This window comes from Coprothermobacter platensis DSM 11748 (assembly GCF_000378005.1).
In the GTDB taxonomy this organism is placed as follows: Bacteria; Coprothermobacterota; Coprothermobacteria; order Coprothermobacterales; family Coprothermobacteraceae; genus Coprothermobacter; species Coprothermobacter platensis.
This window is the reverse complement of record NZ_KB899040.1, coordinates 335,310-360,117: the sequence shown is the minus strand read 5'-3', so window position 1 is coordinate 360,117 and position 24,808 is coordinate 335,310. Positions and strand designations below refer to the sequence as shown.

Sequence of the window (24,808 nt, the reverse complement as noted above, 5' to 3'; positions counted from 1 at the left end):
TGCTTATCCTAAAATCCTCTTGAGCCTACCGCCCTCATTTGAAACCTTTGTCTCCTTGGTAGACCATCTGGTCATAGGGAACTTAACCATGATGGGAACACGTAGGAATGGTTGGTCAATAAACACCACTCCTGGTCCTACTGAAGAAGCCATCTCACGTTGCCTGTCGAGTAAATGCTTATACTCATCATGGTTTAACTCTGCCGCCTTCTGATGCCCCACAATGGTGGTAGAACTCTGTGTAACAACACGGAAATCAACCTGAGATGCCGTTTGTTCAGCACCTACCAAAACCACACCGAAAGACCTACCGCGCTCAGCCACATCGCGGAATAATTTGACCATGGCACCGCCTTCCGCTCGGGGAGCGTACTTATTAAGCTCGTCCAAGAAAATGAATACAGGCTGTTCAGTAGCTAATGGGTTCGCCATTTTTGCTTCCATGACCTGCCTAAGAACGGCCCCCACCACAAATGTTTGCATGGAAGAGTGAAGCTTGGATAAGTCTATTACGGTAATGCCACCAGAACGGTCCCATGAGCGCCCAACGTTATATTCGAATTCTTCGTCAGGTAAATTTTCTACATCGCCACTTAAACCGTAAGGCAATTCACGCCAAAGCTTCGATAAGCCCTCTTTTCTAGCCAATTTCAGACGTCTCACAAAAGCAAAAACCGTAGCTGTACCAAGTTCGTTTTCGAAAATGGCTTTACGCCATTCTTCCACTGCATGCATTTCATCTGCTTTTACGTCAGCTTTTTCTCCTAAGGCTGCTTTTCTCAAGTAGTTGGTTAAATCATCAACGGTTTCCGGTATTCCGTATTTTTGTAGGATTTTTCTTGGTTCCACATTGCTGGCGTACAGTACCAAGCGCAAACGCTCGTAAGGGTCTTCAGGTACAGAGCATTTTATGTTACTTTTTGCTTTTCTAAGTAATTCCAGAACATCCTCTGAGTCTTCATCGCTGTTTTCTTCAGTATCCTCGGCGTTGAGTTTTTCTTCGTCTTTATAGAAAGCTGTGTTTACGCCGCTATTTCTTTCATTGAATACTCTTTCAACATCCATAGCCAACTGTTCTAACAATTCTTCCATTTTCTCTTGTATGCTGAACAAAAGTAATTGCATATTCTGACTTAGAGACATTTCTTCTTCATCCAGCGCAAGTTCCAGCAAACGATATCGTATGATATCTATGAAATCCCATCCATAAACTCTTAAGTGTCCTTCAGCCTTGGTTCTCGATTTTATATCTGGTTTTTTTAGCTTTGCGCCGCCCAACCCCTCAGCCACGCCTAAGTAAACAATGTTATCTAAAGGAAATTTCCACTCAGGATCAAGTCCCATGGACTCGTACATAGTCATCCACATTTCCCTGTCATGAGCGTCAGCTTTTAGCCAATCTTCGCTGTCACAGTCCAAGAAGAACAAGCTTTCACCCTTCATATTAAAAACGATGTAACGTCCTTGCCGTAACGCATTAGCATATCTGCCTGTGTCTCTGCCTCTCTGAATCATTGCAGCCATGAGGAATGTCGCATAACTGGTTTTTGCAGCCACGCCGGATTGCCCACTTATGTTTATGTGCGCACCATTCTCACCGAGTATAAACCCTAAATCAACGTAAGCAGGTTGCCCATTTATCATCACACCCACGGGTAAGTGAGACCCACGTTTCTTAAGCTCGTCAAAGCGCAGCGCTTTTTCTACTTCTTCCTTCTCAGTAACGAGAAAAGCTGGTGTGCCTGGTGCTGGCACAGAAAGAGGTTCATCAAAAACTTCTTGAGCACTATAACATGCCCGAGTCACCGCAACTGCAGCCACGTAAAAACGTGTTCCCGGGACGAGTTTTTCAAACACAGCTTTTTCCTTAAACCCTGAGTCCACATCACTATCCCAGCGGCTAACAATATCATAAACAGTTCCGTAATACGTTACTTCCTGACCGTTGTAGAAGACGCTCACACGTATGACATCGCCAATGCGCACTTTTATGCTTTGGCCATCTTCTGAAAAGAGATTTACGAAGAATTCTGTCGGTGTATTCTTTTCTAAACCAGAAACAATACCTACAGGATTATTAGCTTCCAAACCTGTTCACCTCCCGGGCAATATCCAAACTTACAACCATGGGATCCGGCAGCAGAGACCTCAACCTGTTTTCTAACCAGTTTATGGTCAACAGGTTGTAAGGAGACCGTGGATAAGGGCCTTCCACTGATAGAGAAAACACTACTTTTGCAGCTCGAAGAGCAACGTCTGCCAAGGAACTACCAATATCTGCTTTCCCCGTGAAATCCAGCCGAACGATACCCTCCAGCGATTCAGGGTCTCCCACATCCATAATCCGTAAATAAGCAAAATACCTTCTGATTCCGCTACCGTCCTCTTCGTTCTTGTTCTCTGTCTCTATTAAGCAGCTTACCTCGCCAAAATTCAACCTTTGTACGTAGTTACTGAAAACACTCACATTACTTCGAGGCTCCAACGTTTTTACAAGTCCCACTGGGCCATTAAACCTGGTCATGGGATCCCCATAGGTGAGCCTACCATCTCTGAGCAATAATCCTTCGCCATTGAAATCCGCTACGGCTTGGTTCAAAGCATCTATCTCAAGCTGTGAGCGGGTATCACTGACAACGCTGTTGAGCTGTCTACGTTCATTTTCTGGCTCATAAGGCACCGTTCTAAAACGTATATTGCCGTAAGAATCGTCAAAAGGCAGTGTTAAATTTTCTTTGGGCACAAACAGTACCAACTCGCGCTTTATAGTAGAGGGGATAAGATCACGTGAAGGCCAAATTTCCACTGCTCCCGCTGCCAATCCCACCAAATAAGCCCACATACCGTTACGTTGGATTTTACGGAGCATGGTCATTTGCACACCGTCTACTATGGCTATGCGGCTCTCCAATTGATCAATTTCACAACGTTCTATCAAAGAAGGAGAGAGCGGCGTGTAGCTGACAACGTTTAATCCGCCAAAATCTTCTGGCAGCGGTTCCACATTAGCGAACGTGGAGTAATCATTGTCATAAGAAGAGTGCTCCACACCCCTCTGCAAAGACAAATCCTTGCACATACTCAGCGTTTCTTTTTTGAATGTTATGTCCACTGCGCTGTGCCCCCATTCACATAAAGTCTACGCTGAAAGTTTATCGCGAACTCTTCTGAATGCGTTACTATGCCCACAACCATAGAGCTATTTTCCATATTCTGCAAGTACTGAGCTAACTTCGTGTTGTTTTCTTTATCCAACCACGCTAAACCTTCATCAAGAAAAATAGATTCTAAAGAACCAGCAAAATGTTGACTAATGGCGAATGCCAATGACAATGCTACAAGCACTTTCTCGCCGCCACTTAGATTACTTATGTCAGAAGTCAAACCGTCGTCAAATACAACATCAAAGCGAAAAGAATCAGAATCAAAAATGAGATTAAACTGCCCGCCACTCATCTCCCAAAGCAGGTTAGAAGCAGAAGTCACAATTTCATTCATCATCTCACCACGGTAAAAATCCGGGAAACGGTCAGCTTTTAAGTCTTCCCATAAACGCGTAAGCACGCTAAGTTCTTCTTCCAGCAAGGCACGTTGATTCTCTTTTTCTTTCAAACGTTGTTCCCTTTCCACAGCATGCTTAATGGCATCCTCGATGCTACCAGATTCTTTAAGTAACTGCTTATATGTTTCATTGGCACTCTGAAGTTGACTTTGTACTGAATTCAAGTCGCCTTCTTCTTTCACATCTGCAAGCAATGATAAATACTGGTCCTGTTTTTCATTGAATGCGTTTTGAAGTTGATCCAAACTACCCATGAGCATTTTGAGCTTATCGTCTGCGCCCTGAACATCGCGATTCTTTAACGATTCGTAATTCTCCATCGTCAGGCCCTTTTCCAAAAGTTCATTTTTGAGCAGAGAGCGCTCATCCGTTATCCTTGACAAAATCGTGTCTATGCGGCGATTTAGCTCTTTCAGTGCTTTTTCAGTCTCAGTTTTGCTTTCCTGTGTTTTGTTCAGTTCTCCACCGCGTTTAGCCAACTCCACCGTTATGCTTTGCCGCATTTCTTTCAAATCCGTTATTTGTTTAGATAAGGCGGCTATCTTTTGCTCGGTCATTTTTATATTTTTTTCCATAGCAACAAGCTTATCTTGCAGATTGTTTTCGTGAAGAGCCGATCTTATCTCGACATTGGAACATAACGATTTCAAACGTTCGTTCTGCGCTCTTAGTTGAACTCCCCTCGCATAAAGCTGTTGCTGTACCACTGCTAAGCGTTCTCTCCTATCGCCATAGATTTGACCTTGGCTCTCTATCCATGTGTTCATTTCACCCACGGATGATAAGCGCTCTATTCTTGCTGACAGATTCGGCGTAAAATGTTCCTGGCACTTGGAAACAACAGCCTGCAATTCAGACAATCGATTCTCCAACTCAGCCATGTGCTCATTGATTTTCTTCAACTGTTGTTCCACATGATACTTCTGCATTTCCAGTTGGCCAAACTCCAGCAACAATTCGTCAGGAAGAGAAACGGTTTTTAACTCTGTGATTTCGTTCCCACAAATAGGGCACTCATCTTGTGGGCTCAAAGTTTCCACTATGCGGCTTACCAAAAAATCTCTTTCCGCGTTGGGAAATTCAGCGTTGACAGTTTGCATTCTACTGTTTAACTGCTGATATGCTCGCTGCAGTTTATTTGCTTCTTCCATGTTTTTAGCGCGTTCATCTTCGAGTTTTTTTATTTCCTGCTTTGCTTCGTAATATTTTTCAAACACGCCTCTACGCTCGTCAAGGAACCGAAGCAGCTTATCCAAGGCAGAAACATCTTTTTTAAGTGTTTTTTCCTCAGCCAGCAAAGTCAACATCTCACTGCTAAGTGTTCTGCATTGCATCAATGTATTAAAGGCGTCATCAAGCTTGCTTCTCGCTGCGTTTAGTTCTTGTAAACTATGCTCCAAGTACGACAGTTCATCTTCAAGCTGCTGTTCTTCACCCAACTCTTCCAGGCGGTGGTGAAGAGATTCTATGTCTTTTGATAGCTTCTCGGCAATTTCACCAAAGCGTTTTGCATTCTCTTCCAATCCCTGTTTTTGCAGTTTTAGTTGTTCAAACTGCGCTTCGTCTTGTTCCAATTGAATGTACTTAACTCGCAATTCTTTTGCTAGTTTAATATTGGCATCCTCATAAGCTTTGTACCTTAGCTCCTCAATCTGCGACTTCAGCACGTTGATGTTGTTTTGCGTTTTTTCCATATCACTCTTAACCTGATGGATTTCTTCAAAACGCTTAGACATCTGTTCGAACTGCTCAAGCTGACGGCGAATTTCTTCTATTTTGGATAGAACGTCGCTCAGTTGTTGGCGTAATTCATCAGCGGACGGTCCTTCCCTAAGTTGGTTGTATTCCTCGGTGAGCGATTCCACCCGAGCTTGAACTTGCTGCAAATCACCACGCACCAGTGCTTGCATCTTACTTAAATTATGCGTTTCCAAAATAGAATCAAAAATTTTTCGCCTCTTGTCCGGTTTCGCCTCTACTAAATCGGTTATTCTGCCTTGGCCCAAAAAAACCGTTGAAGCAAACACTTCAGGATTCAAACCAAGGACGTCCTCAATCTTTTTATTAACTTTTGTTACACCGGTTTCAGGAACGTCTCCATGGGGACCATCTAAGTCGAAAAACCATGCATTATGGGTAGAATCATCTACCTTTTTTGTGTTCCGCTCCAGTTCTCTTCTTATTAAGTACTTACGACCTTGCTGAGAAAAGGTAAAAATTACTTCAGCTCTGGCAGGGTTGTCAGTGCTATGCCGAGCATTTCTATTAATAATGGCAGTGTTCTTCACATCCCCAGGCAATCTCATTGTTTTTCCATAAAGAGCAAAGTAAATCGCCTCCAATATGGAAGATTTTCCTGCACCATTAGGTCCCGTTATGACAAAAACGCCCTGAGGAGGAAACGTCAAAGAGATCTTTTTTAAACCCAAGAAATTGGTAACTTCCAACTTTTCAGGTTTCACAATGTATCGTCCTCTCTTGCCTTCTGCAAATAACTGGAGAATTTTTCTAACAGTTTATCTCTGAGCTCTGATTTAAGTTCCTGCTTCTCTAAATACTGTCCGTAAGCTTCTTCCATGGATGAAAACTTCACTCTACTGTTTTCTGTGTCGTCCGCTGTTACACTTTCAAGCTCTACTGAAACCACTGAAGGCAATTCATACAGCCTTTGTACAGCAACCAAATCGCCCTCTTGAAGTGTTACTTTCACGTAACCTTGAAAAGTCGTTAAATCACTAACAACTTTAGGAGAAGGGCTCCCTATAACGGTAACCTGTTTCAATTTCTTTTGAGAAATAAACGGGTGAAAATAGGTCTTCGTACCTTGACCGCTGAAGTCGACAATGTAAAAACCCTGTTGACTACTCTCTTCTCCAAAGTCCAGCTTTGCGACGCCACCAGGATAACATCCCAGTATCTTCTGCGTATGATTGTCTGTGATAAGCTTGGCATCATGGATGTGCCCCAAAAATGTAAAATCGAACTGTGATAGCAGTACTCTGGGTATGGGTACTTCGTTAGTACCAAACTTTGAATACGACATGCCCTCCACAACACCATGCGTGAGTAAAAAACGGTATGTAGAATCCCCGCTGCAATTACGCGGAGAAATTTCGTCCAGTACCGATTGGACAGCGTCATTCATGACTTCTCTGGTATTGGTATCAGTAGGTGTGATAATTTTTCTAGCATCAAAATAGGGTAGCGCCGTGATGCATACCTTTTCTCCACCTACATCCAAATTAAGTTGCTCAAGCTTATCCACTATGAAAACATTCTTTATACGTGCAAATTTGTCAAAACTTACCAAACCCTTCCAATCGTGATTACCCAACACACCTATAACGGGAGCAAAATCTGATAGTTTATAAAGGTAGTCCATGAGCCAATGCTGCTTTTCGCCTTCCAAAGGAACCCAATAATGTGTTAAGTCACCTGTAACTGCGATAAGATCCACTGGTTCTTCACGAAGATAATCCAAGATTTCTTCCAAGCACGCTTGTATTTCTGGTGTTCTATCTTGAGGCTTCCGCCTCCATGTTACGGCACCTAAATGCCAGTCGCCAGTAACTAATACTCTCATAAATGAATCATCACTTCCTGTTCCACCATAGCCTATCAAAGAATATGTTTTTACTGCTTACGCTCATAGGTATGGCAATGGCAACGCTTCCTTCAGGGCAAAGGCCAAGGCTTTTACAAGCTTCACCAAGAGTCCATTGTATCCGATTATCTACACCAAAATCATTGAATACATCCACCGCAACACCTAATGCGATGCCCAAATCCATGGCAGAAAACACGCAAAAAGTCTTTCCTTCGCGAGCAGCATCGCAGTCTGCTTTGCATAAACCACAATTGAGGTTAGCAGGCTTTTTATCTTCTGCGAATGCCAAAAGGATCATAAACTTTTTGCCTTCAAGCGTATGAGCGTCTCTGTCAAAAAATGGCCATTTTTCTTGAAATTGTTTTGCCTCTTCCAATATTTTCGACAGTGTTTTTTCATCCTCTATGAGCATGACGTCAATGCTATCACGACCTAAACCCTTCGGCGCAGTGAGCATTTTTTGAGCTGCCAGCACACCGGATACGTGTAAACTTTCGCCAACTATTTCTTTACGATCCATGTTGGTTTGCCTCAAGCAAGCTAATGCGCAGCAGAACAAAACCTTGAACGATGTTCTCACTCCGCAGATAGACACCATCAGGCACTTTAAGAGCTACCGGAGCGAAGTTCCATATTGCCTTAACACCAGCACCCACTAACAGATCGCATACTTGTTGAGCACTATGAGCCGGAACAGTTATTACACCGCACACAACGTCATTTTCTTTAATAAAGTCATGCATCTTACCTAAATGCATGATCGTTAGATCACCCAACGTAGTGCCAACTTTTTTCGGATCGGTATCGAACAGTCCCACAACATGCATGTTGCTTTTCTTCAATCCCTCATAGTTTGCCAGTGCAGAGCCAAGTCTACCTGTCCCAACTATAACCGAATTCACTGACGTATCCAGTTTCAAAAGCTTTTTAAGATAGTTCCTTAGTTCAGGAACAGGATAACCCTGCCTGGGTTTTCCTTTTATTTCGCAGTATGTCATGTCTTTTCTGACTAAATCCGGAGATATGCCCAAAGCTTCTCCTAACATCTGGGAAGAAACCCAATTTATCTCTGGCGGTAGAGAGTCCACATAAGAATAATAAAGATAAAGCCTTTCAAGAACAACCCAAGGTATCATATGGCTATCATCCTCCTTTTAACTTGTTCATATACATACGGAAAACACATTTAAACTGAAAACACCAATACCATTAAAGATGTCTGCCATCATATCGTGATGAGCAGCCCTATTTCAATTATAAAGTACTGCCCACTGTTTATACCGTTTTCCAGAACATTGTCAGCCTCATGCGTTAGTAAACATCAAAGGCACTTCCCCCCACAAACTCACGCAGAATAGAGGTGTTGGGAACAAATGCGGACTCACATGTGTCAAAATAGCTTAATAGACGTTTAAGCCTCCAAGCATCGGCATATTCTTTTAAGGTTTCGGGTATCTGTTGAAGCATGGGCTCAGCGAAAGGCTTGAGTACGAGAAGCTCATATGGTAGCGCACTATTAAAGAACGCATCCGCTTCCTGCTGATATGGAAATATGTTCCTGTCCTCACCACGTCTTACCAAAGGCCATTGACGGAGTGTTTCTTCAGCAAGATATGCTCTGTAGAAACTGTCACGAACCATACGCCTAACCAAACGTGCATCGGTCGTATACGTTCTGTTTACTTCATCCAGATTCAAATGCGCCAATGCACTCACATAAATCTTATACTTCACATGTGCTGGCACGCCCAAAGTAGTTTTGGGATTTAAAGCATGGATTCCCTCTAAGACCAATACACCATTACTGGGTAAACGCATTTTCTTCTCTTGAATTATGCGGACACCTTTTACAAAATCATACTTTTTTACCTCAATTTCTTCACCATTCAAAAGTTTGTTTATATCTTGTACGAGGGTCTGCAAATCTAAAGCATTCAAGGAGTCAAAGTCGTAATTACCGTTCTCATCTTTGGGTGTCAAATCTCTTGGCACAAAGTAATCGTCAGTGCCCATGTAGACAGGCCTCAGCCCATTTACCCTAAGCTGAATCGACAAGCGCTTAGAGAAGCTCGTTTTCCCAGAAGACGATGGGCCAGCGATGAGCACAAGCTTTGCTTCTCTTTTAGAAATCTCATCAGCGATATAAGAAATACGCTTTTCATGTAGCGCTTCTGCAACCTTTATAAGTTCAATGATCTCACGGCTCTGAACCAACGCATTTATATCGCCCACATCTCTAATACCCAGAACGTTTAACCACTGGTCGTATTCGAAAAAGGCTTGGAATAGTTTTGGTATTTCTTCGAAAACATTCCCTTCTGGCACCACCACAAAGCCAGGCGTGTAGTTTATGACATTGACTTTTCTAACCATACCTGAACTGGGCAGAATGGGAAGCCACGATATTTCCCCATATCCTTGACTGTAGAAGAGCTGATGCTCTACCTTCGGATATTTCAACAGGCTGCTCTTACCCCTAACGAATGAAGATGATAATATGGATGAATTTAAGGAAGTAGGTTCCCAACTTATAGGAACGTTTTTTTCTATAAGCTTTTCCACTTCATTATTGAGTGCATCTACTTCGCTATCCTTTAGCGGCTGTTCCATGGAACAGAATATGCCAGAGCCATAGGAATACTTTATTTCCATATATTTCTCACCAAATAACCTGTAAGCAGCCATCCCTACCAAGAATAAGCACATCTTTTCCACTATGCGTTGGCCTAACACGCTATCTCGTCTGACAAGGCGCACAGCTCCATCCGTTTTTACAGGCGCTTGTAGAGGCAATATATCTTTCCCTAAGTGAATAGCCACGGCTTCTTCTTTTTCCAATATTGAACGGTACTGCTCGTTCGTGCTTATGGCATCCCAAAATGGCTGTCCATCTTCCACTTCACACTTGAAAAGTCCTTCTACAGAAAGGTAATGAACCATAGCATTTCATCTCCCGCTTAAAACGGTATCATATAAGAATAATATATTCTTTAAGTGTTATTGGGGAGTGTGTCTTATATTTAAGTTATGGAAATAAAGGAGGGGCAAAAAATGAGTTTAAAAGAACAATTACAAGATGAGTTGAAACAATATATGAAAGCCCGAGATACCCTGAGATTGGAAGTCGTTCGTTCTGTGCTTACCGCCGTAAAAAATATAGAAGTTCAAAAAATGAAAACAGCGGATGATGAAGACGTATTACAAGCAATAAGGCAGGAAGTAAAGAAACGCAGAGAAGCTATTGAACTTTATGAAAAGGCTGGAAGAAATGAACTTGCTCAAAAAGAACAGGCTGAACTTGAAGTGCTTGAGGCATATCTGCCAAAAATGATGTCAGATGAAGAAGTAAGAAACGTCATTAAAGCACACATAGTGCAGATGCAACCAAAAGATATAAAAGAACGTGGTAAAATCATGGGTTCTGTAATGCAAGAATTGAAAGGCAAAGCAGAGGGTGCTTTAGTAGGAAAAATACTGGACGAAGAATTAGCGGCATATTTGAACGGAGGTCAATAAAGTATGGAACTTCAATGGAGTGAAACTGCACTCAGGGTATTGGAACAACGCTACCTTTTGAAAGATGAGCAAGGGAATACCATAGAAACGCCAGAGCAGCTCATGCGTAGAGTAGCGCACGGAATAGCGCAGGCAGAATCTGTTTGGGGGGCTGATCAAGACAAAATTCAAACCATAGAGGAACGTTTCTTTGACATGCTGTGGAAACGAAATTTCCTTCCAAATACTCCTACACTGTTCCATGCTGGTTTGCCAAAAGATGAAAAATACAAAGGCAGGCGTTTTATGTCTGCTTGCATCGTGCTCCCTGTGGAAGATAGCATAGATGGGATCTTCAAAACATTGTGGGATGCAGCAAAAATCATGCAAGCAGGAGGCGGCGTAGGTTATGCATTTAGCCGCCTTAGGCCAAAAGGATCATTAGTAAAAAGCAGCGGTGGGCAATCTTCAGGACCAGTGTCATTCATGCACATTTATGACGTTATGGTAGATGTAGTGGCTCAAGGTGGTAAACGACGTGGCGCCCAGATGGGTGTTTTGAATGTTCACCACCCAGACATTCTGGAATTTGTCGATTCAAAAAGAGAAAACACTAGTGGCAAAGGCCCACTGCATAACTTCAACATTTCAGTTGCGATAACAGAAGCATTCATGGAAGCTTACAAAGCTAACGCTAATTTTAAATTGATAGCACCTCACACAGGAGAAACAATTGGTGAATTAAACACACGCGAATTGATGCACAAAATTGCTGAAAATGCATGGCGTACAGGGGACCCAGGCATTATCTTCATAGACAGAATAAACAGCGAAGATTATTTGGATGATGGCCAAATAGAAGCCACTAATCCTTGTGGTGAACAGCCACTGCCACCTTATGGTTCTTGCAACTTGGGTTCTATCAACCTAAAACATATGCTTAAAGAGACAGATTCCGGCTATGAATGGGACTGGGAAATCTTTGAAGAAACGATAAAACTTGCTGTCCGTTTCCTCGATAACGTCATTGAAGCCAATGATTACCCCATACCCGAATTAGAGAACTATGCTAAAAAAGCCAGACGCATAGGCCTTGGTGTTATGGGCTGGGCTGACGCTCTTTCACTTCTTGGCATTCCTTACGATTCCGAAGAAGCATTGGATGAAGCACGCAAAGTTGGCGCTTTCCTTAAAGAAAAGTCGCACCTTGCATCCCAGGAGCTTGCAAAGGAGCGAGGCGTTTTCGAGTTTTATGACAGAAGCAAATGGAAAGAAATGGGTACGCCCATGCGCAATGCTGCTGTAACAACCATCGCTCCTACGGGGACGCTTTCTATTTTGGCAAATGTTAATAGCGGTATTGAGCCTTACTTTGCACTTGCCTTTGAAAGAAAAATAACAGCAGGCAATTTCAAGGAAGTGCAGTCCACGCTTCTGGATATACTAAAACAAAGAAATCTCTATAGCGAAGAACTTGTAACACGCATCATTGACAATGAGGGCAAACTTAGAAGCATTGAGGATTTGCCTGAAGAATTGAAAAGTGTGTTCCCTACAGCGATGGAAGTAGATCCAGAATGGCACGTGCGAATGCAAGCCGCATGGCAAGAAAACATCGACAGTTCTATATCGAAAACGGTGAATTTACCTTACGAAGCTACTGTGGAAGATGTAGAAAAAATATATGCGCTGGCTTATGAACTTGGTGCAAAATCAATAACCGTTTACCGCGATAAATCATTAGATTTGCAAGTTTTGAACGCACCGTCCAGCACATCGCAAGGCGAAAGCGCCATTGAAGAAAACGTAGAAGTTGGCAAGCCAAAGCGTATTTTCCCCAAACGGCCCGAAGTGCTCACAGGTTTTACCAAGAAGTTCAGAACAGGTACCGGAACTCTCTACGTTACGGTAAATGTCGACGAAAACGGTCGCCCCATTGAAGTTTTCACAAATGTGAGCGGTTCTGTGGCTCCCGCAGAGATTGAAGCCATAGCACGCCTTGTGTCCATCGGTTTGCAATATGGCATTCCTTTGGATGAAATCGTTGACCAGCTTACGCAACCTGTGGATCCTGTGAGTTATAAACTATCACCTGAAGGGTTAAGAAGCACTGCACACGGCATAGCTTTGTCCCTTAGAGAGGCAGTTAATAAAGGGCTTAATATCCTCGGAAATGGGCTGAAAAGCGCTACACCCATATTCTCCTTGGGTGTTAATGAAGAAAGAAGCCACAGTCAAAACAACCATAAGGTTCCGAAACTTGATAAAGAACAGATCGATGCCATGAAAGCAATTTACGGAGATGAAAGAGTACAAGAGATTCTAAGCAGTGAGGGCATAAGCTTGTGTCCAGTATGTGGTACACCCATGTTGAACGAAGAAGGGTGTCTCACCTGCCCTAACTGCGGCTACAGTAAATGCGGATAACATTGCTTAAATGATCCTTTGAGGGAGGAAGAAAATTTAGCTTGGAACTTTTCTTTCCTCCCTTTCTTGTGAAATGTGTTTCCAATTAGGTTGCCTTCTTAACATGATCATGATGCATATTGATGTAGCTATTTCACAAATAAACTGCGATATCCAAATGCCTAAATTACCCAAAAACAATATGCAAATAGCCATGGAGCACAAAGCAAATACGAGCCCCCTAAGCACCGTAACGGCAACACTCTCTCCTATCTTCGTCACCGAAGAAAAATACGAGGCAAAAAGCACATTGTATCCCACAAATAGAAATGATAGTGAAAATAATCTCAATGGTAGCAACGTCGCCGTAAATACCTCCAGGTCATCATGCATGTCTAAAAACAAACCTACCAATAGCGACGTGAGAACGTTACAAATCACGAAAGCCACAACACCTACCGCAGTTACGTAGACCATACCAAGATGTAGAACCTCAGAAGCTGCCTTCTGCTCCCTCTTGCCAAAATAGAAACTGATTAGTGGCTGCGAACCTTGGCTAATGCCCGTTACAGTCATAAAAACAAACTGGTTTATATATGAAATAACGCCAAAGCTGATCAGTCCATCACTACCGAGCTTAAGCCCTATTACCATATTGAAAATGAAAGTTACAAGACCGCTGGAAATCTCCATGATACCCGCGGATAAGCCTATAGCAATGGACTTACGAACTATTTCACGGGGCATACGTGGTTTCACAAATTGCAAGTTCGAGTGTCCACGGGAGAAATGAAAAATGTAAAACAATGTGGCAGCTACTTGCGAAATGCCTGTGGCTACAGCAGCTCCTGTAACGCCCCACCCGAATTGCATTATGAAAAGGTAATCTAAAACAATGTTTGCTATCCCTGAGAGCAGTACCCCCGCAATGGCTAAACCCGGAAAGCCATCCACTTTTACCACCAGTTCAAAGAAATAAGAGAGTATAAGAAATACCGCAAATATAACAATGATACGCAGATATTGAAAAGAGAAAAGGAAAACGTCTTCCGGAGCGCCAAGGAGCGAAATTATACTCTTTAAGTTGAATAGCGTCACCAATGCCAGAAAAACGCTTATCAGAATAACAATCAAAGTTATCGTACTGAAGATATTGTTCGCCTGTTCTCTATGACCTTTGCCCAGCTCAATAGAGATAAGTGTAGATGCCCCTGTAGCAAAGACAACTCCTATGGAAAATATCAAATTCACAAAGGGCGCAACAATGTTAACACCAGCCAAAGCATCTGGGCACACACCGTGTCCCACAAACATGCCATCCACCATGGTATAAAGCGAATATACCCACATCGACAAGATGGAAGGGACAACAAATCTTAAAAACTGGTTATGTATTATTCCTTTTCTTTCCATGGCAATTCTTACTTTAAACCTTGGTACAATACTAATGTCAAGCGCGAAAGAAGGTTTCTATGGAAAGTTATTACACCATTGGGGAAATATCCAAATTATATGGTATCGGAAGAGATTCTCTCATGTACTATGAAAAACTTGGGCTTCTTAGCCCCACCCGTGGCGAAAACAATTATCGCATTTATCAATTGAGCGACATATGGAAACTGAACATCATAAAAGAACTGCGTTCTCTGGGTTTTTCTATGGAAATGATAAAGCAGTACATAGATGGAAGATCGATTCAGACGACCACTGCTACTCTTGAACAGGAAATAACATTAATCGATGAAAGAATTCAACAACTTGAGCTGATCAAAAGCGAACTCAACAAACGTTTGGAAAATATCAAGAACACGATTTCTATTAAAGAACTTTTTATTCCGCGCATAGTTAGGATTGAAAAAAGGCACGCTTTGATACTTCACGGAAAAATCACCAGAGACGAAGAAGTAGACTTTCTCGTAAAACGTATGCAGAAAGACCATGGTGAATTTTATATATTGGGAAATCCTAAAATAGGCGCTATCTACGATATGGACAGTATAAAGAATGGCATCTATAACGAGTACGAAGCCGTTTTTACCATCATACCTGATCAAGAAAATGGAGATATTACCTTGAATGATGGAGAATATGCTTCCATATTGTACAGAGGTCCTTATTCACAAAGCAGGTTGTATTTAGGGCAGCTTTTCGAATTCATTCATCAGAACAATTACACTATCCAAGGGCCTGCTTTGGAGTTTTACCGCATTGACATCCACGAAACAAGGCTTTCTGAAGAATTTCTAACGGAAATTCAAATTCCCGTACAAAAAGAAAAACCTGAGCGTTAATACTTCATACAGCTTACCCAGTGTCAGCGGCAAAAGCTATACAGCTTCTTCGTAATGTGTTGGTAGTGAATCAGGCAAATTGGAAAAAGCGATAGCTAAGAAAAATCTTCCAACGAAATCTGCAAAGATGCCCACAAAAACAATGCTTAGTATTCTACCCCAGTAAATCCATCCTGCCGCTCTTTTGAAGCTGTCGATGCTAAACGCATTGCCCAGTTTAGTGTAGAAATTCTTGTAAAGGGAACCACTTATGATGCTCAAAACGTAGCCAAGCAAGGTAGCAATGGTACCAACGGTTTTAAACCATACAAATGGGTGACGGATATAACCAAATGGATTGGAAAGCAACAAGTTGCACCAAGGACCTGTGCAATTGAAATTGCCTGCATACGATTCCATTCCAAATGTTGATAAGACGATAACATAACCAAACGAAAGTGCCATTGCTCCCACAATGTCTAAAATCATGGCTATGACGAAAGTTGCTGTCATGTTTTTTTGCCTGCTGATTTTCTGAATTCCTTCCAAGGCGATAAGCAAAAGAACCAAGCTTACGATAAGAAGATTAACATTCAATGTGGCCAGTGATATGACGTAGATAATGGCGCCAATTTCACCTAATAACCGTGAGAGGAAAACCTCTTTGTTTTGCACACGTTTCACCCCCCATTGCCTAATTGGCTGGGGGAGGTGGACTCGAACCACCACTCCAGGATCCAAAGTCCTGTGTCCTGCCCATTAGACGATCCCCCAAGCAAAAAAACACTTGGCAAGAAATATTTTACCACGCACAAGGCCATTAAAGGAAGATAACAAAAAAGAGGGAATCAAAAGGTTCCCTCTTCTAAAAAATATGCAGGGATTTTACTCTTTAGGTTGCAGTGTATCAGGGAGCTGCAAAAAAGCGGCTACTAAAAGTGCTCTACCGATTAGCTCCACAAAAGGTCCTACAAGGACAATATTCAATATTTTGCCCCACATAATTAGGTTGCCTGCCAGTTTAAAGTTAGCAACATCTGTTGTTTCTTCAACTCGCTGGAAAGCGTCCCTATAAAGCAAACCAGAAATAACTCCTAACAAATAAGGTATGATCAATGCAAGAGAAGCAAAACCTAGTTGGAATATGTTGTTATAAGAACCACGCCATCCAAAGCTCGCTTCCTGATGTATAGTTACCATGAATATAATGGCTATCAATACCAGGGAAATACCCGACAAAACATCAAGGATTACCGCTGCCAGTAAGCGTTTCTCGGCGCCTTCTTGTTTGGAGTCCTTAACAATTTCCTGTACAGCTAAAAAACAGTAGCACTAAGCCGATTAGCCCGATAATCCAACCCACCACGGGTATGAAGAACATCAGAGAAAAAACGGTTCCAATGCCCCCGATCCTTCTTGCTCTTTCCATTTTTCTATCCACCATGTTTTTATCCTCCGTTTCGAACATGCTGGCTCGATATTACCAGCATATTAACCATTGAGATAAGTACTCTCCGATAGTTACGAATATTTACCTCTCTATTAGAGGATTACCACTATTTGCCAAAATATATACTTTCCCAAAGCTGTTTTAGTTCATATAACAGTTCAGGAGTACGTGCGGCCATCAAAACAGCGTTGGGTTCATACTGATAAAGCACACTTTTACCTGCTTCTACCAATAATCTGCCTGCGGCCACATCCCAGAGCTCGAAGCGCGGAATCAAACATGCATCCAGCGCACCTGTAGCCACATAAGTCAAACCGAGAGCCGCTGAACCGAGTATTCTAAGGCGCATTGCTCTTGTCTGTAGATCAGAAAGAAAAACACCGTACTTTGCTCCATAAGGGTCGTCTTTTCTCGGCGTTCCCAAACCAACAAACGCCTCATCTAAACTCTTCACATAACGGCTATTCTGTATTGCAACGTTTCCGCGATAGAGCTGGTTTCCATCAGACCAATAAACGCGCTTGCTTGCAACCTCGCCTATGGCACCCATAATGGCTTCGTCATCTTCCATGAGTGCCAAAGACACTGCCACAAGCGGTAACCTTACGGTAAAGTTTACTGTACCGTCAATGGGGTCTAAAACCCACCTACGTTTTCCTTCACTACGTAATCCATACTCTTCACCCATAAAGCCATATCCTGTACGTTCTCGCAGAAAACGCTCGACTTTGTTCTCAATCTGTTTGTCTAAGAAGGTTACTCGATCATCAGTTCCTTTCTCTTCCCAGGTTACAGGGGTATACCAGTATTTCCATATCTCTTGTAAGGCAAGCTCCACAGCATGCACCATAGTTGTTTGAAGTGCCCATATCTCGTCATGCATTGTAGTCATCTCCTAATATGGCATCTACTATCTTTTCAGGAGTATAAAAGTCAATATCCGTCAATTGCTGTCCAAAACAAAGTAATTTAACAGGTATCTTTAGTTCATCCCAAATGGAAAAAATCATGCCACCCTTAGCCGTACTATCCATCTTTGTTAGTACCAATCCTGTTATGGGAGCACCTTTCACAAAAGATATAGCTTGCCTGTAACCTTGCATACCTTGAGTACCATCAAGTACTAATAGGATTTCTTGTGGATAATCTGAAGAAAATTTCTTGCTTACTTTGATAAGCTTAGTCAGTTCATCAATAAGTGCTTTTGATGTATGTATTCGACCAGCAGTGTCAACTAAGAACAGCGACGCATGAGAATGTTCTGACAATGCTTTGTAAAGAACAGATGCACTGTCGGAACCCCTGTCCCCGCCCACATATGTAACAGGCATATTCTGAACTAATGTGCTAAGCTGATCCTGAGCTGCTGCCCTAAATGTATCAGCGCCTACAACAACGACATCTTTCCCTTTACTTGCATACATGTGAGAAAGCTTAGCAACTGTGGTAGTTTTCCCGACACCATTGACGCCGATCAAGAAAAACACAGATGGTACAGAAGTATCATTCAAGGGCTCAAACGGGGGTGCTGAGTTTAAAAGCACTTCCCTCACCACATCCGTACTGTTGCCTTTTTCTCTTATAGTTTCTAAAAGCGTTTGAGCCTTTTTTAAACTAAAATCAGAGGAAATAAGAGTAGAAAGCAGCTCTTCCTCTTGCTGAGGCGTAAGCGCTTTGCCTTGCATTTTGAGGACAGTCTGATGAAAAAGAGATTTAAAACTGTCAAAAAGTCCCACTAAAAATCACTCCTAACCAGCTCGCCAAAATTGCCAACGTAAGGGCCCGCCACAAGTTCATCAGTTAAGAATTCTGAACTGTGAAGCCCCACTTGGAGAACCCTTATACCAGCATTCTTAAAACTATTGTAAGCCGTCTTCGACCAATGAATAGCTTCATCCATAGAAAGTGGCTTGTAGTATCCATCCTTATACATCTTTTCCAAGACCGTATTTCGCAGAACCAATGTTGGGAAATACCTTACGCCCCAGGGATGTAAATCCACGGTATACTCAATGGCGAAGCGTCTGTCTTCTTCTGTTTCTTTAGGTAAACCAACCATGATTTGTAAAACCACATTGAAATGCGGTTTTACAAGTTCGTAAGCACTCAAAACGTCAGAACGATGATAACCTCGTCCACAAGCATCCAGCACTTCATCAGAAAAACTCTCAACGCCCAGTTCCACCGTGGTCACATGGTAATCAACTAATGCTGCTACCACTGTTTTGTCCAGCTCATCTGGACGTGTAGACAATCTTATGCCTCTTACTTTATTTGCCTCAATAAATGGTTGAAAAGGCTCTAATAAATCTGATATAAAAGATAACGATGAGGTGGGCGTACCGCCATAAAAAGCCACCTCATCATAAACCAGATTGCTTTTCTCTATGTAAGCAATTGATTCCTCTACGCTTTGCTGCCAGGGTTTTACTTTTTCAGCAGCATGTTGATTACAAAATACACACCGCTGAGGGCAACCAGCGTGAGAAAGAAAAACAGGGTAGATTCTCATCGAGCATAAAGATATGATTCTATGATATCAACCACGTCTTTGACAGTTTTTATATCCTTCAACTGTTCGTCGTTGAATTCAAAGCCAAATACTTGCTCTACACTGAGAGCAAGATCAACTAAATCCAGGCTGTCCAAATTTAGATCGGCTACTAAGTCAGAATCCATGGTAACGTTTTCATCATCCACTGCCACTGTATCGCGTAGAATGTTCTTTAACTCCTGGAAGATCTTTTCTCTCTCCACCTTATAAGTTCCTCCTTTACCGAACCGATAGTATCTCGTTCCATGAGCAATTTACCAGTTCGTAGAGCATTATATACCGCTTCAGGATCACTTTTCCCATGCCCTTTTAACACATTTCCCGTTAAACCAAGTATGGGACTAACACCATAGCTTCTGTAATCGAACTTTTTAAATGCCCCTGTTAAATCGTTCTTAATAAGACCTAAACCTAGTTTTTGCCTTATTCCTTGCTCACTTATGTTTTTCACAACAGTTTTTACAATATCCAGTACACCTTCTGCGGTTTTTAGAAACACGTTACCAAGTAATCCCCAAGTTACTACAACATCTACGGTAGGCAAAAGTATTTCATCAGGTTCCACAAAACCCGCGTACTCTGGCATACGTTTCATGAGCTTAGAAGCATCCTGGATAAGCTTAGAACCCTTGTGATCTTCTTTCCCCACATTTAGAATTGCGACTTTACGAGGCGAATGCCCCTGTAGTGACCTAAAGTAAGCAGACCCGTAAGCTGCAAAATCTACTAAATCTTCTGGGTCAGCCTCAGCATTCGCCCCGGCATCTACTAAAACCCATGTTTCACTTGAAACAGAGGGCATAGCAATACATATGGCAGGTCTCATGTGATTTTCTAAGCGTTTCACATAAGCTACTCCGCCAATGACCAGAGCCCCCGTATTACCAAAGCTGATCACACCGTCAGCACTGCCGTCAGCAACCATTTCTAAGCCTATGCACATACTGCTTCTACGTTTCTTGAGCACCACCGTAGGAGGATCTTCTTGCTTAATTACTTCTTCACAATAGACAGGCTTTATCAGGTCTGTATCGCGAAGCACTTCATCCTTTGTAATTAGCGCTAACAGCTCATCCTCTCGATGGTCACGCGCATAACGGTAAACACCTTCCAGCAGTACACCAGCTGGCTGATCAGCCCCCATGAGATCAAGGGCTATTTTCATGATTTTGTGCTCTCGCTAATCCTTTTCTTTTTCTACTTTTATCTTTTCCTCACCTGCATACCAACCACAATTTGGGCAAACAGTGTGAGAAGGGATAAGCTCATGGCAGTGAGGGCACTCAATCAAATTCGGAACACTTGCTTTGATATGAGCCCTTCTTTGATCTCGTTTCATCTGTGTTGGTTTCTTCTTTGGTGCACCCATTATTTATTTACCTCCTTGGTCTTCTAATATGAGATCAATAAACTCTAACTTTTGCAATAATTCTTCAGGCCCAGCGCATTCGTCACTACAAACGAGCTTGCTGGGTAAACTGTTAAGAATATACTCGCTCAACAATTCTATCACATCCACGCGTCCATTGGGCGTGTAGAATGTTGAAATATCGTCCTCAGAGAGATGCTTCTCTTCACCCTCTCGGTTAGGTTCATGACCGATAACAAAAAGCTCTTTATCATCAAGCGTTACATGTTGCCAATACATCTGTCCACAACGGTCACATGGAACCAGCACATCCACTGATCCATCAATCAATAAATCAAACTTTTCAAATTCCCATTGGTTAACTTCTATTGAACCGATCAAGTTTTTAATTTCATAAGGCAAGCTTAAGTGGCCTTGCAAATCAGGTAAATCAATCTTTGCATAGCCTTTTTGCCGCCTGACCGTATTCAAGTCAAGAATCATTTCGCTTATTTCAATCCCCTCACAATCCTATAAGTGTCTCTGGCAATCATGAGTTCCTCATCAGTTCTTATGGACATCACAGTTACCTTTGAATCTGCGGCGCTTATTATAGCATCGCCTTTAACATTGTTCTTCTCTTTATCAATCTTGATCCCCAAGAATTCCAGACCGTCGCAAACGATTTCTCTTAAAATGGGAGAGTTTTCGCCCACCCCTGCTGTAAACACCAAAACGTCTAAGCCACCTAAGACAGCAGCATAAGAGCCAATATACTTTTTAAGCCTGTAGCAGTATACATCCATGGCGCGGCGAGCTTCCTCGTCTCCTGCTGCCATCCAGTCTTCAATGTCCCGCATATCATAGCTTCTTCCACGAACTAAACCAAGAATGCCGCTTTTCTTATTAAGCACGTTATCCACTTCGTCATAGCTCATACCAAGCTCTCGCATCATCCAAATGACAATGGCCGGGTCTATGTCTCCAGAACGTGTGCCCATAACTAATCCTTCCAGAGGCGTAAATCCCATGGACGTATCTATGGACTGCCCACCCTTTATAGCACAAACTGACGCACCATTTCCCAAATGCGCGGTTATTATTTTCAAGTCTTTTATATCTTTGCCCAAACGTCGTGCAGCCTCCTGAGCTACATAATGATGGCTGGTCCCGTGAAAGCCATAACGTCTCACTTTATATTTCTCATAAAGCTCTATGGGCAAACCATAAAGGTAAGCTTTTTCAGGCATAGTAGAGTGAAAAGCCGTATCAAATACGCCGACCATGGGAACATTTGGTAAAACAGTTTGAGTAGCGTAAATACCTGTTAGATTTGGTGGGTTGTGCAATGGTGCTAAATTCTTGTTTCGTTCCAGTGATTCAATAACCTTGTCATCGATAAGCACCGAACCCGTGAAGTCTTCTCCACCATGAACAACCCTGTGTCCCACGGCACCTATTTCATCAAGTGATGAAATGACACCGTGATCAGTGGATGTCAACGTATCCAATACCCATTGAAGTGCTTCCTTATGGCTTATAGGTTCATCTTTTTCAAATTTCGTTTTTTCCTTTGCGGTGTATGTCATAGACGGTTTCTGAAGACCAATCCTTTCAACGATACCTTTAGCCATAACGGATTCATCTTCCATGTCGAAAAGCTGGAATTTTAGCGAGCTGCTGCCCGCATTGAGCACCAAAATCTTCATTGTTTCACCTCCAATTTTTCTCTAAGAGCTTGTTCTACCGTGGGTGTAACGAATTCTGAAACATCCAATCCGAAACTTACCATCTCCTTCATTAAACTCGATGAAACGAATTGATATCTCAAACTTGTAGGCATGAGCAATGTTTCTACCTTCGGATCCAGATACTTATTAGCCAGAAATAACTGTATTTCATATTCATAATCACTTACCGCTCTTAGACCTCTAATAATAACGCGTATATCATGCTCTTCAAGGTATCTAACCGTAACACCGTCGTACGAATCCACGATAATATTACGTCCACCTAAAAGCCCACACTCGTCTATGGCCGCCTTTGCCAGCCGAGCTCTTTCTTCTAAACAAAACATAGATTTTTTCTGTGTATTACTGAGGACCAGAAGTGTAACCTGATCAAATACATCTGCAGCGCGCATCAAAATATCCAGGTGACCGCGGGTAATGGGATCAAAGGTGCCAGGATAAACCGCTTTAGTCATTTTTCATCCAACTCCTTACGTCGTTTTACATACCATTCATTCACAAACTCATAGAAGGCATATTTACATCTATAAGATTATCACAATAAGGCCCAGCCACAAATAAGCGTTGGAACTATTTTTAACCAATAAATGGGTTAACATATAATATTGATGAAAAGCATCAAGAAATCTTGGCTTTTTGTACCCATCATTATTGTCGTAATTATCATTCTTTTTGTCGAGATCAAATCCGATAGCACAAAAGGTAAACGCTTGTCGCTGGTGGATTACCGTTCTGTGGCATCTATGAATCTGAGTACCAGCGAAGTACGGTGGTCAGGAAACAATGTCTTCAGCCTTAGTGCCGACGGTAAACTACTTTATTATTCGGCAAACAAGAAAAACCCTACCATACTTATGGACAACGTGTCGATGTTCTCAGCTAATCATTTCGGCAACGATACCGCACTCGCTGTTGCTTCACGCTCTGGAGAAGTTTTCTACTTGGACCAGGGCCAAGGGTTCTCTCCAAAACCGTTAGTCAGTTTCAAAGAAAAGGCAGCCATAATTAGCTTGGATTTGAGCACTGACAACGGAGTAATACTCATCAGTCTTTCGCCCTTCCCAACGTTAAGAGAACAAAACGATTCATCTGGGATTTACCTATACTCAATATTCAGCGGGCGCTTGGAAAGAATACTTCCAGATCAAGCTCGAGCATGCATAAACGCAGATGGGACCAGAATATATTATGCCAACGGCAACATAATGAGTAGTTACGATTTAGTAAATCGTAATGTCAGCAATATTGCTAAACAAAATGTAGATATGCTGTCTTGTTCAAAAACTTCTCCAGTAGTAGCCTTCGTCTCAACGAATAACACCACAATGAAAGTAAGTATTTATGATGAGAAAACCAGATCAACAAAAGATATTTATGAAACTGATAAGTACGAAGCGAATATACGCGATGTTTGGTGGTCTACGCTGGATGATGGGCTTTATATTTCTTTATGGGAAAACACATCTGCTTCAGTAAAACGTTTGGAATTTCAGAGAGACGCCCAGCCTATTCCTTGGATAAAGGCCTTAAGCTTAGCAATCCATGAGAACGATGATAATTTGGTGAGTAACTTAGTACGCGGCGGCGTGTCGTCAGTCTGTACGGCGCAGAGTTTTCCTTCACAACGTTTCATAACCAGGGATGTTGATTTTCAAACGGAGCCGGTTACTGAAAAACTTTGGTCTGTAACCATGAATGTGACCGAACACATAATTGGCCAAGCGTCCCAGTGTGACTGGTCACTAAGTTTTTTCTTAGACATGACATCGCGCAACTTTCAAGCAACCAACGCAAAGGCTGAAACACCAAAACACTATTTTGTTAGTGAAGGCAAACTTATAACAGAGATGGAAGACACAGGACTGGTACAAACGACGGATTTGCAGCGTTTCTTTGTTTTAGGTAATGATCACCTGGTATCTGCCAGTCAATACACGAAACCTCCCCAAACACTTTTCTTCACCGAGGATAATGGAGAACTGTTGCTTTCCTATGGTGTAGAAAAAGGAAATGTTGTTACGCTGGATATGACGCCTTTGAAACGTGGTGTCATAGACAGTTTAACTTTGCCAGGAAATGTTATCTACATGGGAAGCTTAAATCAACAGCATGTAGTTTTCTATAAAGTGCCCAAGACAGGGATAAACGAACTCTTCATAGAACATAATACGCAGGTAACAACACAAGTCAACACTTATTTAAAACAGTATCAAGCAATGGGAATGACAACGGGTGCCCCCTTTATCATAAACGAGACCCTATTCATACCTTTGAACAGAGCTTACGGTGATGTCAAGCTCACTTATTACTTAGCTGTTGACTCAGCCAGCAATAGCGTTTACACGGTACAGCCTTAATAGAGAAG

Annotated in this window: 24 protein-coding genes and 1 tRNA gene; 4 read left to right on the top strand and 21 right to left on the bottom strand. The window is 42.2% G+C overall.

Annotated features, from left to right (window positions below; all coding sequences use genetic code 11):
- Window positions 1-3: 3 nt before the first annotated feature.
- From D890_RS0101965 to D890_RS0101935, 7 genes are all read right to left on the bottom strand, one after another.
- Window positions 4-2,088 (bottom strand): ATP-binding protein, encoded by a 2,085-nt coding sequence (locus tag D890_RS0101965; protein WP_018962857.1) that lies wholly within the window; start codon window positions 2,086-2,088, stop codon window positions 4-6.
- Complete coding sequence (locus D890_RS0101960; RefSeq protein ID WP_018962856.1) at window positions 2,078-3,112, bottom strand: hypothetical protein; 1,035 nt, start codon at window positions 3,110-3,112, stop codon at window positions 2,078-2,080. Before D890_RS0101960 ends, D890_RS0101965 begins: the two co-directional genes overlap by 11 nt.
- Window positions 3,103-6,024, bottom strand: coding sequence for an AAA family ATPase (locus D890_RS0101955; protein WP_018962855.1), 2,922 nt, complete (start codon window positions 6,022-6,024; stop codon window positions 3,103-3,105). The genes D890_RS0101960 and D890_RS0101955 overlap by 10 nt, the downstream gene beginning before the upstream one ends.
- Window positions 6,021-7,145, bottom strand: coding sequence for a metallophosphoesterase family protein (locus tag D890_RS0101950; RefSeq protein ID WP_018962854.1), 1,125 nt, complete (start codon window positions 7,143-7,145; stop codon window positions 6,021-6,023). Before D890_RS0101950 ends, D890_RS0101955 begins: the two co-directional genes overlap by 4 nt.
- Window positions 7,146-7,155: 10 nt before the next feature.
- Window positions 7,156-7,689 carry a ferredoxin domain-containing protein gene (locus tag D890_RS0101945; RefSeq protein ID WP_018962853.1) on the bottom strand — a complete coding sequence of 178 codons (534 nt, stop codon included), beginning with the start codon at window positions 7,687-7,689 and terminating at the stop codon, window positions 7,156-7,158.
- Window positions 7,679-8,305 (bottom strand): redox-sensing transcriptional repressor Rex, encoded by a 627-nt coding sequence (locus tag D890_RS0101940; RefSeq protein WP_018962852.1) that lies wholly within the window; start codon window positions 8,303-8,305, stop codon window positions 7,679-7,681. Before D890_RS0101940 ends, D890_RS0101945 begins: the two co-directional genes overlap by 11 nt.
- A 175-nt stretch (window positions 8,306-8,480) precedes the next feature.
- Complete coding sequence (locus D890_RS0101935) at window positions 8,481-10,109, bottom strand: uridine kinase family protein (RefSeq protein ID WP_018962851.1); 1,629 nt, start codon at window positions 10,107-10,109, stop codon at window positions 8,481-8,483.
- Window positions 10,110-10,220: 111 nt separating this feature from the next.
- On the opposite strand from D890_RS0101935, the gene D890_RS0101930 reads away from it, so the two are divergent.
- Both D890_RS0101930 and D890_RS0101925 read left to right on the top strand, forming a co-directional pair.
- A complete protein-coding gene (locus D890_RS0101930; RefSeq protein WP_018962850.1) occupies window positions 10,221-10,685 on the top strand; it encodes a GatB/YqeY domain-containing protein in 465 nt (154 codons plus the stop codon).
- A gap of 3 nt (window positions 10,686-10,688) precedes the next feature.
- Window positions 10,689-13,091, top strand: a complete 2,403-nt coding sequence (locus D890_RS0101925) for an adenosylcobalamin-dependent ribonucleoside-diphosphate reductase (protein WP_018962849.1) — start codon at window positions 10,689-10,691, stop codon at window positions 13,089-13,091.
- 36 nt (window positions 13,092-13,127) lie between these two features.
- On the opposite strand, the gene D890_RS07510 is transcribed toward D890_RS0101925, so the two are convergent.
- Window positions 13,128-14,483, bottom strand: coding sequence for an MATE family efflux transporter (locus tag D890_RS07510; RefSeq protein WP_051073660.1), 1,356 nt, complete (start codon window positions 14,481-14,483; stop codon window positions 13,128-13,130).
- Window positions 14,484-14,542: 59 nt separating this feature from the next.
- Between D890_RS07510 and D890_RS0101915 the strand changes: the two genes are divergently transcribed.
- Window positions 14,543-15,361, top strand: coding sequence for a MerR family transcriptional regulator (locus tag D890_RS0101915; protein WP_018962847.1), 819 nt, complete (start codon window positions 14,543-14,545; stop codon window positions 15,359-15,361).
- 36 nt (window positions 15,362-15,397) lie between these two features.
- Here D890_RS0101915 and D890_RS0101910 read toward each other — a convergent pair whose 3' ends face one another.
- The 13 genes from D890_RS0101910 to coaD form a co-directional block, all read right to left on the bottom strand.
- Entirely contained in the window at window positions 15,398-16,015 is a 618-nt protein-coding gene (locus tag D890_RS0101910) for a DUF996 domain-containing protein (RefSeq protein ID WP_018962846.1), read from the bottom strand.
- A gap of 24 nt (window positions 16,016-16,039) precedes the next feature.
- Window positions 16,040-16,114: transfer RNA gene (locus tag D890_RS0101905), tRNA-Gln, on the bottom strand.
- A gap of 111 nt (window positions 16,115-16,225) precedes the next feature.
- On the bottom strand, window positions 16,226-16,603 hold the full coding sequence (locus tag D890_RS0101900; protein WP_245533167.1) for a DUF996 domain-containing protein: 378 nt from the start codon (window positions 16,601-16,603) through the stop codon (window positions 16,226-16,228).
- A 34-nt stretch (window positions 16,604-16,637) separates the two neighbouring features.
- Window positions 16,638-16,784: a hypothetical protein gene (locus tag D890_RS07940; RefSeq protein ID WP_018962844.1), complete on the bottom strand. Its 147-nt coding sequence runs from the start codon at window positions 16,782-16,784 to the stop codon at window positions 16,638-16,640.
- A 112-nt stretch (window positions 16,785-16,896) separates the two neighbouring features.
- On the bottom strand, window positions 16,897-17,673 hold the full coding sequence (locus tag D890_RS0101890) for an inositol monophosphatase family protein (protein WP_018962843.1): 777 nt from the start codon (window positions 17,671-17,673) through the stop codon (window positions 16,897-16,899).
- Window positions 17,666-18,526, bottom strand: a complete 861-nt coding sequence (locus D890_RS0101885; protein WP_018962842.1) for a nucleotide-binding protein — start codon at window positions 18,524-18,526, stop codon at window positions 17,666-17,668. The genes D890_RS0101890 and D890_RS0101885 overlap by 8 nt, the downstream gene beginning before the upstream one ends.
- Window positions 18,526-19,302, bottom strand: a complete 777-nt coding sequence (locus D890_RS0101880; protein WP_018962841.1) for a radical SAM protein — start codon at window positions 19,300-19,302, stop codon at window positions 18,526-18,528. Before D890_RS0101880 ends, D890_RS0101885 begins: the two co-directional genes overlap by 1 nt.
- Window positions 19,299-19,547, bottom strand: a complete 249-nt coding sequence (locus tag D890_RS0101875) for an acyl carrier protein (protein ID WP_018962840.1) — start codon at window positions 19,545-19,547, stop codon at window positions 19,299-19,301. The genes D890_RS0101880 and D890_RS0101875 overlap by 4 nt, the downstream gene beginning before the upstream one ends.
- Window positions 19,517-20,509: a phosphate acyltransferase PlsX gene (gene plsX / locus D890_RS0101870; protein ID WP_018962839.1), complete on the bottom strand. Its 993-nt coding sequence runs from the start codon at window positions 20,507-20,509 to the stop codon at window positions 19,517-19,519. Before plsX ends, D890_RS0101875 begins: the two co-directional genes overlap by 31 nt.
- A 15-nt stretch (window positions 20,510-20,524) precedes the next feature.
- Window positions 20,525-20,713: a 50S ribosomal protein L32 gene (gene rpmF, locus D890_RS0101865; protein ID WP_018962838.1), complete on the bottom strand. Its 189-nt coding sequence runs from the start codon at window positions 20,711-20,713 to the stop codon at window positions 20,525-20,527.
- 3 nt (window positions 20,714-20,716) lie between these two features.
- Complete coding sequence (locus tag D890_RS0101860) at window positions 20,717-21,196, bottom strand: DUF177 domain-containing protein (RefSeq protein ID WP_018962837.1); 480 nt, start codon at window positions 21,194-21,196, stop codon at window positions 20,717-20,719.
- Between the two features lie 5 nt (window positions 21,197-21,201).
- Complete coding sequence (locus D890_RS0101855) at window positions 21,202-22,401, bottom strand: acetate/propionate family kinase (RefSeq protein WP_018962836.1); 1,200 nt, start codon at window positions 22,399-22,401, stop codon at window positions 21,202-21,204.
- The gene (coaD, locus tag D890_RS0101850; RefSeq protein WP_018962835.1) at window positions 22,398-22,898 is read right to left on the bottom strand and encodes a pantetheine-phosphate adenylyltransferase; all 501 of its coding nucleotides are present in this window, start codon (window positions 22,896-22,898) and stop codon (window positions 22,398-22,400) included. The genes D890_RS0101855 and coaD overlap by 4 nt, the downstream gene beginning before the upstream one ends.
- A gap of 153 nt (window positions 22,899-23,051) precedes the next feature.
- Between coaD and D890_RS0101845 the strand changes: the two genes are divergently transcribed.
- A complete protein-coding gene (locus D890_RS0101845; RefSeq protein ID WP_018962834.1) occupies window positions 23,052-24,800 on the top strand; it encodes a hypothetical protein in 1,749 nt (582 codons plus the stop codon).
- Window positions 24,801-24,808: the final 8 nt, after the last annotated feature.

Bases quoted from the DNA above. Each gene is read 5' to 3' on its own strand.
- D890_RS0101845 (WP_018962834.1), top strand. From the start codon at position 23,052: ATGAAAAGCATCAAGAAATCTTGGCTTTTTGTACCCATCATTATTGTC.
- coaD (WP_018962835.1), bottom strand. From the start codon at position 22,898: ATGACTAAAGCGGTTTATCCTGGCACCTTTGATCCCATTACCCGCGGT.
- D890_RS0101940 (WP_018962852.1), bottom strand. From the start codon at position 8,305: ATGATACCTTGGGTTGTTCTTGAAAGGCTTTATCTTTATTATTCTTAT.
- D890_RS0101950 (WP_018962854.1), bottom strand. From the start codon at position 7,145: ATGAGAGTATTAGTTACTGGCGACTGGCATTTAGGTGCCGTAACATGG.
- D890_RS0101925 (WP_018962849.1), top strand. From the start codon at position 10,689: ATGGAACTTCAATGGAGTGAAACTGCACTCAGGGTATTGGAACAACGC.
- D890_RS0101880 (WP_018962841.1), bottom strand. From the start codon at position 19,302: ATGAGAATCTACCCTGTTTTTCTTTCTCACGCTGGTTGCCCTCAGCGG.
- D890_RS07940 (WP_018962844.1), bottom strand. From the start codon at position 16,784: ATGGTGGATAGAAAAATGGAAAGAGCAAGAAGGATCGGGGGCATTGGA.
- D890_RS0101890 (WP_018962843.1), bottom strand. From the start codon at position 17,673: ATGCATGACGAGATATGGGCACTTCAAACAACTATGGTGCATGCTGTG.
- plsX (WP_018962839.1), bottom strand. From the start codon at position 20,509: ATGAAAATAGCCCTTGATCTCATGGGGGCTGATCAGCCAGCTGGTGTA.
- D890_RS0101945 (WP_018962853.1), bottom strand. From the start codon at position 7,689: ATGGATCGTAAAGAAATAGTTGGCGAAAGTTTACACGTATCCGGTGTG.
- D890_RS0101935 (WP_018962851.1), bottom strand. From the start codon at position 10,109: ATGGTTCATTACCTTTCTGTAGAAGGACTTTTCAAGTGTGAAGTGGAA.
- D890_RS07510 (WP_051073660.1), bottom strand. From the start codon at position 14,483: ATGGAAAGAAAAGGAATAATACATAACCAGTTTTTAAGATTTGTTGTC.
- rpmF (WP_018962838.1), bottom strand. From the start codon at position 20,713: ATGGGTGCACCAAAGAAGAAACCAACACAGATGAAACGAGATCAAAGA.
- D890_RS0101915 (WP_018962847.1), top strand. From the start codon at position 14,543: ATGGAAAGTTATTACACCATTGGGGAAATATCCAAATTATATGGTATC.
- D890_RS0101855 (WP_018962836.1), bottom strand. From the start codon at position 22,401: ATGAAGATTTTGGTGCTCAATGCGGGCAGCAGCTCGCTAAAATTCCAG.
- D890_RS0101860 (WP_018962837.1), bottom strand. From the start codon at position 21,196: ATGATTCTTGACTTGAATACGGTCAGGCGGCAAAAAGGCTATGCAAAG.
- D890_RS0101930 (WP_018962850.1), top strand. From the start codon at position 10,221: ATGAGTTTAAAAGAACAATTACAAGATGAGTTGAAACAATATATGAAA.